General features: G+C 71.5%; 15 protein-coding genes and 1 pseudogene. 8 read left to right on the top strand and 8 right to left on the bottom strand.

All coding sequences use genetic code 11. From position 1 onward, the window contains the following. Positions 1-139: 139 nt before the first annotated feature. Together ACZ5C2_RS04540 and ACZ5C2_RS04535 are read left to right on the top strand one after the other, a co-directional pair. Positions 140-1,162 carry an ATP-binding cassette domain-containing protein gene (locus ACZ5C2_RS04540; RefSeq protein ID WP_468786448.1) on the top strand — a complete coding sequence of 341 codons (1,023 nt, stop codon included), beginning with the start codon at positions 140-142 and terminating at the stop codon, positions 1,160-1,162. Beyond that, the gene (locus tag ACZ5C2_RS04535; RefSeq protein WP_468786446.1) at positions 1,159-2,001 is read left to right on the top strand and encodes an ABC transporter permease; all 843 of its coding nucleotides are present in this window, start codon (positions 1,159-1,161) and stop codon (positions 1,999-2,001) included. The genes ACZ5C2_RS04540 and ACZ5C2_RS04535 overlap by 4 nt, the downstream gene beginning before the upstream one ends. Here the strand turns inward: ACZ5C2_RS04535 and ACZ5C2_RS04530 are convergent, their stop codons facing one another. Continuing rightward, positions 2,002-5,289: an AfsR/SARP family transcriptional regulator gene (locus ACZ5C2_RS04530; RefSeq protein ID WP_468786444.1), complete on the bottom strand. Its 3,288-nt coding sequence runs from the start codon at positions 5,287-5,289 to the stop codon at positions 2,002-2,004. 332 nt (positions 5,290-5,621) lie between these two features. Between ACZ5C2_RS04530 and ACZ5C2_RS04525 the strand changes: the two genes are divergently transcribed. Further along, positions 5,622-6,422, top strand: a complete 801-nt coding sequence (locus tag ACZ5C2_RS04525; RefSeq protein ID WP_468786442.1) for a site-2 protease family protein — start codon at positions 5,622-5,624, stop codon at positions 6,420-6,422. Here the strand turns inward: ACZ5C2_RS04525 and ACZ5C2_RS04520 are convergent. Together ACZ5C2_RS04520 and npdG are read right to left on the bottom strand one after the other, a co-directional pair. After that, a complete protein-coding gene (locus tag ACZ5C2_RS04520) occupies positions 6,412-6,603 on the bottom strand; it encodes a hypothetical protein (RefSeq protein WP_468786440.1) in 192 nt (63 codons plus the stop codon). The two genes, ACZ5C2_RS04525 and ACZ5C2_RS04520, sit on opposite strands and share 11 nt — an antisense overlap. Before the next feature lie 56 nt (positions 6,604-6,659). After that, positions 6,660-7,385 (bottom strand): NADPH-dependent F420 reductase, encoded by a 726-nt coding sequence (gene npdG, locus ACZ5C2_RS04515; RefSeq protein ID WP_468786438.1) that lies wholly within the window; start codon positions 7,383-7,385, stop codon positions 6,660-6,662. A gap of 141 nt (positions 7,386-7,526) precedes the next feature. On the opposite strand from npdG, the gene ACZ5C2_RS04510 reads away from it, so the two are divergent. Continuing rightward, entirely contained in the window at positions 7,527-8,129 is a 603-nt protein-coding gene (locus ACZ5C2_RS04510) for a hypothetical protein (protein WP_468786436.1), read from the top strand. Positions 8,130-8,156: 27 nt separating this feature from the next. On the opposite strand, the gene ACZ5C2_RS04505 is transcribed toward ACZ5C2_RS04510, so the two are convergent. Beyond that, the gene (locus ACZ5C2_RS04505) at positions 8,157-8,387 is read right to left on the bottom strand and encodes a hypothetical protein (RefSeq protein WP_468786434.1); all 231 of its coding nucleotides are present in this window, start codon (positions 8,385-8,387) and stop codon (positions 8,157-8,159) included. Positions 8,388-8,446: 59 nt separating this feature from the next. On the opposite strand from ACZ5C2_RS04505, the gene map reads away from it, so the two are divergent. Both map and ACZ5C2_RS04495 read left to right on the top strand, forming a co-directional pair. Beyond that, the gene (gene map / locus ACZ5C2_RS04500; protein WP_468786432.1) at positions 8,447-9,304 is read left to right on the top strand and encodes a type I methionyl aminopeptidase; all 858 of its coding nucleotides are present in this window, start codon (positions 8,447-8,449) and stop codon (positions 9,302-9,304) included. 147 nt (positions 9,305-9,451) lie between these two features. Beyond that, the gene (locus ACZ5C2_RS04495) at positions 9,452-10,099 is read left to right on the top strand and encodes a biliverdin-producing heme oxygenase (protein WP_468786430.1); all 648 of its coding nucleotides are present in this window, start codon (positions 9,452-9,454) and stop codon (positions 10,097-10,099) included. 12 nt (positions 10,100-10,111) lie between these two features. Here ACZ5C2_RS04495 and ACZ5C2_RS04490 read toward each other — a convergent pair whose 3' ends face one another. The 3 genes from ACZ5C2_RS04490 to ACZ5C2_RS04480 are packed head-to-tail and all read right to left on the bottom strand — an operon-like array spanning position 10,112 to position 12,553. Next, positions 10,112-10,699 carry a DUF4276 family protein gene (locus ACZ5C2_RS04490; protein WP_468786428.1) on the bottom strand — a complete coding sequence of 196 codons (588 nt, stop codon included), beginning with the start codon at positions 10,697-10,699 and terminating at the stop codon, positions 10,112-10,114. After that, positions 10,689-11,885 (bottom strand): AAA family ATPase, encoded by a 1,197-nt coding sequence (locus ACZ5C2_RS04485; protein ID WP_468786426.1) that lies wholly within the window; start codon positions 11,883-11,885, stop codon positions 10,689-10,691. Before ACZ5C2_RS04485 ends, ACZ5C2_RS04490 begins: the two co-directional genes overlap by 11 nt. 44 nt (positions 11,886-11,929) lie before the next feature. Further along, positions 11,930-12,553: an ATP-binding protein gene (locus ACZ5C2_RS04480; RefSeq protein WP_468786424.1), complete on the bottom strand. Its 624-nt coding sequence runs from the start codon at positions 12,551-12,553 to the stop codon at positions 11,930-11,932. Positions 12,554-12,743: 190 nt separating this feature from the next. Between ACZ5C2_RS04480 and ACZ5C2_RS04475 the strand changes: the two genes are divergently transcribed. Continuing rightward, positions 12,744-13,628, top strand: a complete 885-nt coding sequence (locus ACZ5C2_RS04475; protein ID WP_468786423.1) for a helix-turn-helix domain-containing protein — start codon at positions 12,744-12,746, stop codon at positions 13,626-13,628. Continuing rightward, positions 13,625-13,843, top strand: a complete 219-nt coding sequence (locus tag ACZ5C2_RS04470) for a DUF397 domain-containing protein (RefSeq protein ID WP_468786422.1) — start codon at positions 13,625-13,627, stop codon at positions 13,841-13,843. Before ACZ5C2_RS04475 ends, ACZ5C2_RS04470 begins: the two co-directional genes overlap by 4 nt. Here ACZ5C2_RS04470 and ACZ5C2_RS04465 read toward each other — a convergent pair. After that, positions 13,828-14,471: pseudogene (locus tag ACZ5C2_RS04465) on the bottom strand (PhzF family phenazine biosynthesis protein). The gene ACZ5C2_RS04470 and the pseudogene ACZ5C2_RS04465 overlap by 16 nt on opposite strands.

The following is a 14,471-nucleotide window of genomic DNA, read 5'->3' as shown; positions in this document are numbered from 1 at the left end:
ACGCGGTGCGCCGCTGGGGTGGCTCAACCGACGGTCGCGGTGGCCGGGCGGGAGGTGTCGGTGCCGTTGGCCGGCCCTGTCGGTGGGATGTCGGTGGTTTGTCGGTGGCTTGTCGGTGGGGGTTGAGAGCGTCATCGGCATGACGCGAAACGACAAGGAACCGGGGAGCGCCGCCGTTTCCGTGCGGGGGCTGGTCAAGCACTACGGGGAGACCAAGGCGCTGGACGGGGTCGATCTGGAGGTGCGGGAAGGCACCGTGATGGGGGTGCTCGGGCCGAACGGGGCCGGGAAGACCACGCTGGTACGGATTCTGTCCACCCTTCTCGCACCGACGGCGGGGCATGCCACGGTCGCCGGGTACGACGTGGTCCGCGAGCCCCGGCAGCTGCGCCGGGTGATCGGACTGACGGGGCAGTACGCCTCCGTGGACGAGAAGCTCCCGGGCTGGGAGAACCTGTATCTGATCGGGCGGCTGCTCGACCTGCCCCGCAGGGAGGCACGGGCCCGCGCCGACGAGCTGCTGGAGCGGTTCTCGCTCACCGAGGCGGCCCGGCGGCCGGCCGCCACGTACTCCGGCGGGATGCGGCGGCGGCTCGACCTGGCCGCCTCGATGATCGGCCGGCCGGCCGTGCTGTTCCTGGACGAGCCGACCACGGGACTGGACCCCCGGACCCGCAACGAGGTGTGGGACGAGGTCGAGCGGCTGGTCGGGGACGGGGTGACGGTGCTGCTGACCACGCAGTACATGGAGGAGGCCGAGCAGCTCGCCTCCATGCTGACCGTCGTGGACCGGGGCAAGGTCATCGCGAGCGGCGGCATCGAGCAGCTGAAGGCCAGGGTGGGCGGCCGCACGCTGCGGATCCGCCCGGCCGACCCGCTCCACTTGCGCCCGCTGGCCGAGGCCCTCGACGCACTCGGCATCACCGGGCTCGCCGGCACCACCGTGGACACCGAGCGGGCTTCCGTGCTCGTGCCCGTGCTCAGCGACGAGCAGTTGACCGCCGTCGTCGGCGCCGTCCACGCCCGCGGGATCACCCTCAGCGCCCTCACCACCGAACTGCCCAGCCTGGACGAGGTGTTCCTGTCCCTCACCGGCCACCGTGCCAGTGCCCCGCAGGACGCCGTGCCCGCCGACACCCACGAGGAGGTCGTCGCCGTATGAGTGCCGCCACCACCGTCACGACCGCCGCCACCGCCGACGTCACCGGTCTCCGCGCGGACGCGCGGATCCCGTTGCGCGCCCATCTGCGGCACACCGGGGCTCTCGTGCGCCGCAATCTGCTGTGGATCCGGCAGGACCCGGAGTCGATGTTCGACGCCGTGCTGTTCCCGGTCGTCTTCACCCTGCTCTTCGTGTACGTCTTCGGCGGCTCGATCGGGCAGTCGCTGGGCGGCGGACAGGAGGCGTACGTCCAGTACATCGTGCCCGGACTGATGGCCATGATGGGCATGAACATGGCCCAGGGGGTGGGCACGGGGTTCAACCAGGACTTCCACACCGGGGTCATGGACCGCTTCCGGTCGCTGCCGATCGGGCGCGGCTCGGTGCTGTTCGCGAAGATCTCGGTCGAGATGATGCGGATGCTGGTCGCCACCGCCATCCTGGTGATCGTCGGCGTGCTCGTCGGTTTCGACATCACCCACTGGCCGGGCCTGTTCGCCGCCGTGGGACTGTCCGCGGTGTTCGGCTCGGCGCTGATGTGGGTCTTCCTCACGCTGGGTGTGGTGATGAAGAACGCGCAGTCGGTGCAGGCGATGGGCTTCCTGGTGCTGATGCCGCTGCAGTTCGGCTCGTCGATCTTCGCGCCGCCGCAGTCGATGCCGGGCTGGCTTCAGAACTTCACCGAGTACAACCCGCTGTCCGCGCTGGCGGACGCCGCGCGCGGGCTGATGGTGGGCGGCCCGGTCGCGCACGACCTGTGGATGACGCTGGCCTGGTCGGTGGGGATCACCGCGGTGATGGCCCCGGTCGCGATCCACGCGTTCCGTACGAAGACCTGATCACGCCGGTTCGAGCAGGGCGACGGCCTCCTCCGGGGGGAGGCCGTCGCCTTCGGCGTACGCGGTCTCGTACGCCGTGCCGCCGAGTGCCGCCCGGGCACGTGCCTCGGCACGTTCACGCACCTGGCGTTCCAGCAGCGTGGCGTGGTGTCCGGGCGGCAGCCAGGAGTCGGCGGCGCCGATGCAGCGGGCCGCGTCCCGGGCGCGCCGCCCGCCGTCGAGCCCGGCGAGGGCGACGGCCCCCAGGGTGAGGTAGGCGGCGCGCATATGGGGTGCCATGGCGGCGGACAGCGGATCGCCCGCCTGCCGGATCGCCTCGCGGATGACGGCCAGGCCCTGCTCGTCGTTGCCCTCGGCCACCTCCAGCCAGCCCTCGGCACCGAGGATGAACGCGTCGAAGACGACGTAGTGCGCGATGCGGAACTCCTCACGCAGAGCCCGCAGATGCTCCCGGGCCTCCGCCGTACGCCCGGTCGTGCAGAGCCAGCCGGTGAGGAAGAGCCGGGCGGCTGGCAGGGCCTCGGTGTGCCGTCCTCGCGTGTCCTCGATGACCTCGCGCAGCAGCCGCTCACCGCGCTCCGGGTCACCCGCCTCCAGCAGCGCGCTGCCCAGCCGGGCGGTGAGCACGGCCGTATGGGCACGGGCACCCAGGCGGTCGGCGTACTCGATCGCCGCCTCGAAGTCGGCTGCGGCGTCCTCGTACGCGCCGGCCCGTTCACGGGCCTCGCCGCGCGCGGAGAGGGCCTCGGCGATGCCCCAGGTGTCGCCGAGCCTGCGGTGGATCTCCAGGGCCTCGTCGGCGGCGCGGCGGGCGTCACCGGCCCAGTCGCTCCGGTTGGCCAGGAAGTTGGCGCGCAGCTGGAGGTTGCAGGCCAGCTCCCATTCGAACCCGGGGTTCTCCCGGCAGGTGCGGATCGCCACGTCCACCACGTGGCGCAGCCGCTCCATGTCGCCGGTCAGCATCACGGCGAACACCCAGAGCAGACCGGGCGGCCGGCAGATCTGCGGCATGCCGGGCTCGTACGTCGCGCCGACCAGGCGCAGCTTGTGCTGCGCCTGGGGGGTCTGCCAGTCGTCCAGCTCGGTGTCCATGTGGGCGAGATGCGCCAGATGCACCCCCCGGCGGGCCTCGGCGAGGACCTCGCCGGTCATGGGCGGCGGGGCGTCGGTGCAGCGCTGCCACAGCGGGGCGGCGGGCCGCACCGGTTCGGTGAACGGGTCGGGGGCGAGGGCCATGGCCTCGGCGCACCAGTTGCGGGCCTCGATGCGCAGATCGCGCATCTGCCAGTACCAGGTCAGCGACAGGATGATGCAGAGCGCCTCCTGCTCGTCGCGCAGGACGAGGGCGTGGCGCAGGGCCGTGCGCACGTTCTCGTACTCCCGCTCCAGCCGGGCGATGGCGGCCGGCTGGTCCGGCCCGCGCAGCATCGGCTCGGTGGTGCGGGCGAGTTCGCGGTAGTACGTCAGATGCGCGCGCTCGGCCCGAGGGCGCCGGCCGGACTCGTCGAGCCGTTCACCCGCGTACTCCGCGACGGTCTCCAGGAGGCGGTAGCGCATCCCGTCGTCGCCCGAAGGGACCGCCACCACGAGGGACTTGTCGACGAGGGAGCCGAGCGCGTCGAGAGCGGCCGGTCCGCAGACGGCCTCGGCGGCGGCGAGATCGCTGCCGCCCGCGAAGACCGACAGGCGGCACAGTACGTCGCGTTCGTCCTCGTCGAGCAGGTCCCAGGACCAGTCGACGACGGCCCGCAGGGTCTGCTGCCTGGGCAGGACGGTGCGGCTGCCGGAGGTGAGCAGCCGGAAACGGTCGTCGAGCCGGTCGGCGATCTGGCGCGGGGTGAGCATCCGCAGCCGGGCGGCGGCGAGTTCGATGGCCAGCGGCAGTCCGTCGAGACGGCGGCAGATCTCCGCGCAGGCCGCCGCGGTGTCGTCGTCGGCGTCGGTTCGGAAACCGGGGCGGGCGGCAACGCCGCGGTCGGCGAGCAGCCGCAGGGCGACCGGCTCGGGCAGCGGCTCCACCGGGCGCAGCAACTCCCCGCGCACGCCGAGGGGTTCACGGCTGGTGGCGAGCACGGTGAGACCGGGGCAGCGTTCCAGCAGGGTCTCGACGAGGTGGGCGGCGGCCAGGGCGACGTGCTCGCAGTTGTCCAGGATCAGCAGCATGCGGCGTGGACCGCAGTGCTCGGCGAGGCGTTCCACCGGTTCGGCGTGCCGGTCGGTGACGGTCCGCATGCTCTCGGCGCCGGCGCCGTACAGCACGGTCTCGCGGGCCCCGACGGCGGTGAGTACGGCCTCGGGGACGGCGTCGGGATCGTCGACGGGGGCGAGTTCGGCGAGCCACACGCCGTCGGGGACGGTCTGCCGTACGGTTTCGGCGGCTTCCTGGGAGAGCCTCGTCTTGCCGGCCCCGCCCGGTCCGAGGAGGGTGACGAGGCGGGCGGCGGCGAGGTCGGCGCGGATGGTCTCGATGTCCCGCTCCCGGCCGACGAACGAGGTCAGCCGGGCCCGCAGGTTGCCGGGCGGCACGCCCTCCGGAGTCCTCGGTGCGGCGGGCTCCGGCTCGGGTTTCAGCAACTCGGCGTGCAGGGCGCGCAGTTCGGTCCCGGGGTCGGAGCCGAGACGGTCGGCGAGCAGGCGCCGTACGTCGTCGTAGGCGGCGAGGGCCTCGGCGGTGCGGCCCGTGTCGCGCAGGGCGCGCAGCCGCAGTGCCTGAAGGCGCTCGTCGAGGGGGTGGCTGTCGCACAGTGCGGTCAGCTCGGGCAGGGACTGCTCGGCGTCGCCGAGGGCGAGGGCCGCGATGTGCCGGGCGCGCAGCACGTCCACGTGCCGGGTCGCCAGGCGGGCCTCCTCCGCGGTGCGGTCGGGCAGGCCGGTGAGGGTGGGGCCGCGCCACAGGGCGAGGGCGTCGTCGAGGACGGCGGCCGCCTTCGCCGGGTCACCGTCGGCGAGGGCGCGCAGCCCCTCGCCGGCCAGCCGCTCGAAGCGGTGGAGGTCGATGTCGTCGGGCGCGGCGGTCAGCCGGTAGCCGCCGTCGACGGACGCGACGGCATCCGTGCCGAGGACCCGGCGCAGCCGCCCGATCAGGGCCTGCAGCGCCCCGGGGGCATCGGCCGGCGGATCGCCGTCCCAGACCTCGTCGACCAGCAGGCTCACGGGGACGGTACGACCGGGCCGCAGGGCGAGCACGGTCAGCAGCGCCCGCAGCCGCGCCCCGCCGACGGGGACGGCGCTGCCGTCGGGACGGAGTGCCTGGGTGGTACCGAGGATGCGATAGCGCACGGGGTCCATTCTGTCCGGCGGCGGCCGAAAGGGGCACCGGGGTCGGGGCGGTGAGCCCTGTCCGCGCTCGCGGCAGCGGGCGCCGGGCGGGCCGAGCACGTGCGGGGAGCCGGCAGGAGTCGGACGGACGGCGATGTGCGGGGGTGGGCCGCCGAGCCGACCGCCACCGGGGCCGACCGCCACCGGGGCCGCCCCGCGTACCGGGCGCGCCCGGGTAACCGAGCACGCCCGCCCCGGGCCGTACGGAACCCGCGGACGGGGCGGGACGTTCTCCCCGTGCGCCCGGTACCGTCGGGCAGTCCCCCGCGTGTCACCGCGTGCCCGACAGTCCAGGGAGCCCCATGACCACCGCCGCCGCCCGTCACAGCGACCGGAGGATCAGCCCGGTCTTCCTGGGGATCCTGGCCGTGACGGCGGTCACCGGGTGGGCCACCTGGACCGGGTTCGCGGAGCAGCCCGGGATCGCGGTGTTCCTGTTCGTGACGGCCGCCTGGATCGTCTCCCTGTGCCTGCACGAGTACGCGCACGCGCGCACCGCCCTGCACAGCGGCGACATATCGGTCGGCACCAAGGGCTATCTCACGCTGAACCCGATGAAGTACACCCATGCCCTGCTCAGCATCGTGCTCCCCGTGGTGTTCGTGATCATGGGCGGGATCGGTCTGCCGGGCGGTGCCGTGTTCATCGAGCGCGGCCGGATCCGGGGGCGGTGGCGGCACAGCCTGATCTCGGCGGCGGGACCGCTGACGAACGTGCTGTTCGCGATCGTGTGCACGGCCCCGTTCTGGCTGGACGCACTGGACGGCGTACCGGCCGACTTCCGCTTCGCGCTGGCCTTCCTGGCACTGCTCCAGGTGACGGCGGCGATCCTGAACTTCCTGCCGGTGCCCGGCCTGGACGGCTACGGGGTGATCGAGCCCTGGCTGTCGCACGGTGTCCGGCGGCAGGTGGAGCCGTTCGCGCCGTTCGGTCTGCTGTTCGTGTTCGCGCTGCTGTGGGTGCCCGAGGTGAACGGCGCGTTCTTCGGGGTCGTCGACTCGCTGCTGGGGACCCTGGGGATCCACGAGTTCGAGACGTACTGCGGTTACGAGCTGTTCCGCTTCTGGAGCGACACGAGCGGCGTCTGCTCGGTCAGCCCGTGACGGAGCCCTCGCCCCGCTCGGCACGCCCCCGCTTGACGTAGTACCACGTCATGTTGGACGACAGGCCCACCAGCAGGATCCAGACGACGCCGATGAACACGTCGCCCTGCACGAAGGAGACGACGGCCGCGGCGACGGCGAGGAGGCACACGACGAGGGCGTAGAGGGCGAGGCGGGGCATGGCCGGCGGCTTCCTGTCGGGGGACACTGCTACGGCGTCCAGTGTCCCCCATCGCCTCAGACGTCCGTGACGCGGAGCCCGGCGTGTGCCTTGTAGCGGCGGTTGACGGAGATCAGGTTGGCGACCAGCGACTCCACCTGGTGGGCGTTGCGCAGCCGCCCGGCGAAGATGCCCCGCATGCCCGGGATGCGGCCCGCCAGCGCCTGCACGATCTCGACATCGGCCCGGACCTCGCCGAGCACCATCACATCGGTGTCGATCTCGTCGATCTCCGGGTCCTGGAGCAGCACGGCCGACAGGTGGTGGAAGGCCGCGGTGACCCGGGAGTCCGGGAGCAGCGCGGCGGCCTGCTGGGCGGCGCTGCCCTCCTCCGGAGTGAGCGCGTAGGCGCCCTGCTTGTCGAAGCCGAGCGGGTTGACGCAGTCGACGACGAGCTTGCCGGCCAGTTCCTCGCGCAGGGACTCCAGGGTCTTGCCGTGGCCGTCCCAGGGCACGGCGACGATCACGATGTCGCTGCGGCGGGCGGTCTCGGCGTTGTCGGCGCCCTCGACGCCGTGCCCGAGCTCCTCGGCGGCGGCCCGGGCGCGCTCGGCGGCCCGCGAGCCGATGATCACCTTCTGGCCGGCCTTGGCGAGCCGGTAGGCCAGGCCCTTGCCCTGCGGTCCGGTGCCGCCGAGCACGCCGACGACGAGCCCGGACACGTCGGGCAGGTCCCAGGGGTCCTTGGCCGGTGCCTTCGCGGGGGCCTTGACGGGCTGCTGTGCGCTGTCGCTAGAGGTCATGGGCCCGACCCTACGTCCGTGACCCGGCCGTTTCCGGCGCGCGTGAGCGCCGTCACGGAGCGGCGGCGCCCTGTCCCCGGGACGGGTGAACCCGGGGCGAACGCCGGGCCGTGGCCGAGCGGTTGGAGCAGGATGCGACCTATGGATGCCGTACGGGTGGCGCTGCTGCGGGACGTGCTCGCCGGGACGGGGTGGCTGGGTGACACCCGGCACTTCGCGGGGACCCTGCGCGGGTCGGTGGTCTCGCACGGCGGCGGGCTGCTGCTCGTGGGCACGCCGGAGTACGAGCCGTGGCATCTGGCGGCGCATCTGGTGGACGAGGCCGCCTGGTCGGGCACGCCGGAGCTGGCCCCCACGCTCGTACGGCACGACCCGCGCCCTTCGGGCCCCGCGCATCTTGCGGTGGGCCCGGGGCGGCTGGAGGCGGCGCGGCGGGGCGAGACGCTGCTGGTGGTGGCGCCCGGGGAGCCGCCCGCACCACTGCTCGAACGGATCTCCGACGCCCGCCGGGCCGGGGCGACGCTGCTCTGCCTGGGCCCCGGCGAGGGCGAGCTCCCGGCGCTGGCCCACGAGGTCCTGCCGGTGCCCGAGGGGTCCGAGCTGGACCTGGACACCGTGCAGCACCTGGTGAGCGCGGCGGCCGGGGAGAACACCCTGCCGGCCCGCAGGGGGCCCCGCCGTTTCCGGGACCGCCTGTCGAGGCTGGCCGACCTGCTGACGGCTCCGCCGCCGACGCGCTGGTGACGGTCCCGGAGGGATGCTCCCAGGACGTCAGTCGTCGTCGCGTTCACCCGTGGGGGCGTCGTGCCATTTGGCGTCGTTCTCCCACTGGAGGTTGCGCTCGCGGGCCGTCTCCATGGCGTGTTCGGCCTCGGTGCGGCTCGCGTACGGGCCGAAGCGGTCCTTGGCCGGGCAGTCCGGGCCCTCCTCGACCTTCTTGTGCTCCAGGCAGTAGTACCACTCGCCCGGCTTTCCGACCGTCCGCTTCTTGAACAGGGGCATGACCGGCTCCTCTCGCCAGGGAGATGGTCCCCCATCGCCGCTGAATTAGACTCGCCGGCATGTCTGGCCAGTCGCTGCTCGTTCCGGGGGAACTGTCCCCCACCCGTTCCGTACCCGGGAACATCCGCCGTCCCGAGTACGTCGGAAAGCCCGCCCCCACGCCGTACACCGGGCCGGAGGTGCAGACGCCCGAGACGATCGAGGCGATGCGGACCGCCGGCCGGATCGCCGCGCGGGCGATGGAGGAGGCCGCGAAACTCATCGCTCCCGGCGTGACCACGGACGAACTGGACCGGGTGGCGCACGCGTACATGTGCGACCACGGCGCCTACCCCTCCACGCTCGGTTACCGCGGTTTCCCCAAGTCGCTGTGCACGTCGGTCAACGAGGTGATCTGCCACGGCATCCCGGACTCGACGGTGCTGCGCGACGGCGACATCGTCAACCTGGACGTCACCGCGTACATCGGCGGGGTGCACGGCGACAACAACGCGACGTACCTGGTCGGGGAGGTGGACGAGGAGAGCCGGCTGCTGGTGGAACGCACCCGTGAGTCCCTCGCCCGCGCGATCAAGGCGGTCAAGCCGGGCCGCCAGATCAACATCATCGGCCGCGTGATCGAGTCGTACGCGAAGCGGTTCGGCTACGGCGTGGTCCGTGACTTCACCGGCCACGGCATCAACTCGTCCTTCCACTCCGGCCTGATCATTCCGCACTACGACAGTCCGCACGCGACGACGGTGATCCAGCCGGGGATGACCTTCACCATCGAGCCGATGCTGACGCTGGGGACCCACGAGTACGACATGTGGGACGACGGCTGGACGGTCGTGACCAAGGACCGCAAGCGAACGGCCCAGTTCGAGCACACGCTGGTCGTGACGGACACGGGGGCGGACATTCTGACCCTGCCGTAGAGCCACCCCTCTCCCCCCCTCCCTCCTGGCCCGTCCTCTTCCTCGGGGGCGGGCTCATTGTTTGCCGTGGCGCGAGGGCGGGGAAGTTCCCGACAAGCCGTCGACAAGTCATTGACTTAGGTAAGCCTAACCATAGAAGATCGGGCCATGGACTCCTTCTCGACCCTCATCCGCACCGCCTCCCACGAGCAGCATGTGGAGGCGGAGACGTCGACGTTCATGAGCGATCTGCTCGGCGGCCGGCTGAGCGTTGACGCCTACGCGCGCTACACCGAGCAGCTGTGGTTCGTGTACGAGGCACTGGAGTCCGGTGTACGGGGGCTGGCACCGGACCCGGTGGCGGGCCCGTTCATCCAGCCGGAACTGTTCCGGCTGGCCGCGCTGGAGCGGGATCTGGCCCACCTGCGCGGCCCCGGCTGGCGCTCGACGCTGACCGCCCTCCCCGCCACCCGGACCTACGCGGCCCGGGTCGCCGAGTGCGCCCGCACCTGGCCGGCCGGCTACATCGCCCACCACTACACGCGCTACCTGGGCGACCTCTCCGGCGGCCAGATCATCCGCGACAAGGCGGAGAGGACCTGGGGCTTCGCGAGGAAGGGCGACGGCGTCCGCTTCTACGTCTTCGAGGAGATCTCCAACCCGGCCGCGTTCAAGCGCGGCTACCGTGAACTCCTGGACGCGGTCCCGGCGGACGACCTGGAGAAGCAGCGCATCGTAACGGAGTGCAAGAAGGCGTTCGCACTCAACACGGACGTCTTCCGGGCACTGGGCGAGGAGTTCCCGCTGTCGGCGTGACCCCGACCGGGCTCACAGGAACCGCAGTCGCTCCATGGCCCCGCGCAGCTCAGTGGTCCAGCGCCGGTACGCGGGCACCTTGCTCAGCGCGTCGAGCGCGACCGTCTGCCCCAGTCGGCCGAAGTCCCGCTCCGCGTCGCGCCGCCCGCCCAGTGCCGCCCTGAGCACGGCCTTCGGGTCGGCAACCTTCTCCACGTCGTGCGGCATCTCCCACGCGGCGTCACGCGTGGGTGCGGCCTCTCCGAGCGCTTCGGGGTCCGCCAGCATCCACGCCTCGGTCTCCCGTACGGGCACCAGGGCCACGATGCGGTGCGCATCGTCGGGGAACCGCTGACGGACGGCATCGACCTTGCCCCGCTCGTTGTGGTCGTGGTGGACCATCACGATGTCGAAGTAGCGCAGCAGATCGGTCACTTCACGCGCCACCAGGTCCCGATGCGCCACGGTGAAGCATTCGCCGGCCACCACTCCCGAGTAGTCGAAGCCGACCGGTGCCTCAAGGGCGAGCTCGGCGATCATCCGGTCGACGAGTGGAACGAGGAACCACTGGTCACTGGCTCCCTCCGTCAGGAGGGCGAGACTGAGATACCTACGCCCCACGCGCGTACCGTCCCAGGGGATCGAGGTACTTCCGCACTTCGAGGGGGGTGACGAACGTCCCGCGCTCGCCGCTCTCCGCCACCTTCCGCGCCCGGCTCAGCCGTCGGGGCGGATGACCGTCACCGAACCGGGTGACGGTGTCCAGGAACACCACCGAGTCCGGGGCGTCCTCCAGCGCGGCGGCGAGCGCGACCGGTGAGTGGGTGGTGATCAGGATCTGTCTTCCGTCACCGGCGGTGAGTGTCGCCGGGTCGCTGGTTCTGCCCTTCAGTCGGGACAGCAACTGCGGGACCCGAGTGGGGTGGAGGCCGTTCTCGGGTTCTTCGATCAGGAGGATCCCTTCATGTGCGGGGTCGTGAGCCGCGGCGAGCAGCGCCAGAACGCGCAGGGTGCCCGCCGACGCGGCACCGGGGGTCACACGGTGCTCGTGCCGGTGCTGGAGCCAGACGTCCCACTGCCCCCACTCGGCATTCGCCTCCACCGTGATGTCCACGAGGTCGGGCAGCAACGCCACCGCGTCGGCGCGGAAGTCGTACCAGCGCTCCGGGTCCCGGGCGATCCGCCCCAGGACGGCCCCGAGGTTCTTGCCGTCCTCCGCGAGGGGTGCGGTGTCGTACGTGGAGGAGACGACGCGCATCGCTTTCGGTGAGGGTTCGAGGATCCGCCAGTTCCTGGTGGCCTCGGCGAGCTCTCTGCCGTAGCCGGCGTCCTGCACGGGGACTTCCGTGCAATGCAGTTGACCGGTCTCACTGTGGTCGAGGTACGGAAAGGCCGGAAGAACGGGCGGAGTCCAGTCCGGGTTCCCCCCGCAGTGATCGTGCACGTTGAGCACCTCGGTGTCGATCCGCAGGGGGTCCGGCGGATCCGCGTACGTCACCCGCGCCTCGACCCTGATGTGGCAGTACCCTGCGTAACCGTGCACGAGGACGTGAGCGGCGATGCGCATGGCGCCGACCGGCGCTCCGTCCGGGTCCCGCCGGAACAGTTCCTTCGGGCCGCCTCGTCGGGCATGGTCGACCAGGGTCTGGCTCGTCGGCTCCCGGATCAGCTGCCCCAGCAGATCGACGGCCTCCAGCAGATTCGACTTGCCCGAGGCGTTGGCTCCCACCAGGACGGTGAACGGCGACAGGTCGAGGGCGAAGCCGTCGAACGACTTGTACCCGTCGATCTCGATGCGCGTGATCACCCTGCCACCTCCTCTCCACACTGCCACATGTGCACTGCGCCACATTATCCGCGGGGATCTCCCGCCCGTACGGCCAACGGCTCGGCCGCGTGCACCCGCAGTGCGGAACCGTCGTCGAACTCCAGCACCGCGGCGGGGCCGCCGGCCGCGTCCTGCTCGCTACGCACGCGCCGCACGGTGCGCCACTCGCCCCACACCCGTACCTTCTGCCCCACCCGGACCATGACCGCCGCCACCTCACGCACCTCGGGTCCGGCCACGATGTCGGGAGCCTTCAGCTCCGCGAACACCGTCTTCCCGATCCCAGCGGGGCGCGTCTCGTAGCCCCACCGATGGGCGAGCGCCGCGACGAGCAGGAGTCCCCGCCCGCCGGTCTCCTCCTCCCCGGGTTCCCGCACCTCGGGCCGTCCGCCTCCGGCGTCGCTCACCTCGATCCGCAGCAGCCCGTCCGCCACGGAACGGCTGATCCGCACGCCCACCTGCCGGTCACCCGGCGCCGGGACGCGCAACGCGTTGGTGACGAGTTCCGAGAGCACCAACTCGGCGTTGTCCAACGCCTCCTGGCCCACACCCCAGTCACCGAGCACGGCGTGCAGCAGTGCCCGGGCACGGGGGACGCTGCGGCGGCTGCGCGGAAGCCGGAAGGCGATGTCGTTCGATGAGGTCATGGGGTCTCCTCAGGATTCGGCGTCAGCGGCGAGATCCGCGTTGACGCGGGCCCCGTCGGGACCGCACACATCGACAGAGTGAAGGCACGCTATGCGTACTAGCAACGTTTCCAGTTGAGATGCGCTGGATATTCCATCGTTCGAGTTACGGCACGCACATCCCATCTATCCGACTGCTAGAGGTATTGCCATGTCTGCGAACGCCACTGCCTCAAGCCCGTCGACCGTCCTCGGGCGCCAACTGGGCGACGAACTGCGTCGGCTGCGTGAGGCCGCCGGGCTCACCACCGCGCAGGCAGCCGAAGCCCTCGACTGCACCAAGGGAAAGATCAGCCGCATCGAGAACGGCCGCGTGACCGTCCGCATCCCGGACCTGACCGCCATGCTGCTCGCGTACGGAGCCACGGACGTCGAACTCCACGGACGACTCGGCACGCTCGCCCGCAAGGCCAATCGCCGGCGCAGGCAAGGATGGTGGAACCAGTACGGATCGGTGCTGGCCGACACCTACCGCGACTACATCGCGCTCGAGACCATGGCGGGAGTCATCCGCACGTTCCAGGCGCAACTGGTGCCGGGCCTGCTGCAAACCCCGGAATACATCCGCGCCGTGACCGTCGCCTCACGTCAGTGGCAAACGGCAGACGAGATCGAGCAGTTCGTCCGGGTACGCCTTGCCCGTCAGGAACGTCTCGTCGGTGACTCCCCGCTCCAGCTCTGGGCCGTCCTGTCAGAAGCTGTGCTTCTTCAGCAGGTCGGAGGGCCGGAGGTGATGGCGGCACAGTTGGAACAACTCCTGACCGTGTCCGAGCAGCCCAATGTGACCATCCAGGTCCTACCGTTCTCCCGTGGCGCCCATGCGAGTATGTTCGGGCCGTACGTAGTACTGGGCTTCCCCGAGGAAGCGGCGCTCGACGTGGTGCTGGCAGACAACCCCACCGGCTCGATGTGGTTGGAGCGGGAGACCGAAGTCGCCCGCTATCAGGAGTTGTTCGACGCCGCCCGTACCTCTGCGCTCTCCCCCGTGGAATCCCGCACGGTCATCCGACGCAGGGCCGAGGAGCACAGAGCATGAACACCGCACGCCACGACATACGGGACCTGACGGACGCGGAGTGGCGTAGCAGTACTCACAGCGGCGGCAACAATGAGTGCCTGGAACTCGCCCACAACATCCCCGCCCTCGCCCCCGTCCGCGACAGCAAGAACCCGGCCGGACCGGTGATCCCCTTCGGGCGGGACGCCTGGGGCGTCTTCGTCACGCAGTGGAACTGTCAGCGTTCCAGGTAGACGCGGCCGCCGATCTCCGTCCAGCCCTCCGGCTGGGGGCGGTGAGGATCTGGGAGCCCGTGCCCTGGGTGATGTTCAGGGCCCGGCCCAGTCGGTCGGTGAGGAGGAGGGCCGCGGCGCCCGTCGCCTCGTCCTCGTCGATGCCGTCGTCGCGGCCGGGGAAGGCGCGGGCGCGGATCCGGCCGGCCGACTCGTCCAGCCAGGCCCAGGCGTAGACCCACTCCCCCTTCGCCGGCACGGGCAGGTTGTCGACCTCGGCGGCGCTCGCGTACTGGCGCAGGGTGCGCGGCGGCACCCACTCCGCCCGCGCCTCGATCCAGCAGAACTCCCCGTCCTGCCGGGCACCCATCACCCCGGCGGGAACGACCAGTTCGGGCACGTCGATCAGCCAGGCCGTGCCGACGCAGGGGTGGCCGGCGAAGGGCAGCCGCAGGGTGGGCGTGTAGATGTCGATCACCCCGCGCTCGGGGTCGTCGACGAACACGGTCTCACTGAACCCGAGTTTCGCGGCGAACTCCTGCCGCTCCTCCCGCTCGGGCATCACCGAACCGTCGCGCACGACACCCAACTCATTGCCGTACCCGCCACGGGGCCCACAGAAGACGCGCAGCACGTCGTAATCGGTCAC

This window comes from Streptomyces sp. NPDC031365 (assembly GCF_055569765.1).
The sequence above is the reverse complement of the archived record's forward strand: the minus strand, read 5'-3'. Positions and strand labels throughout refer to the sequence as shown.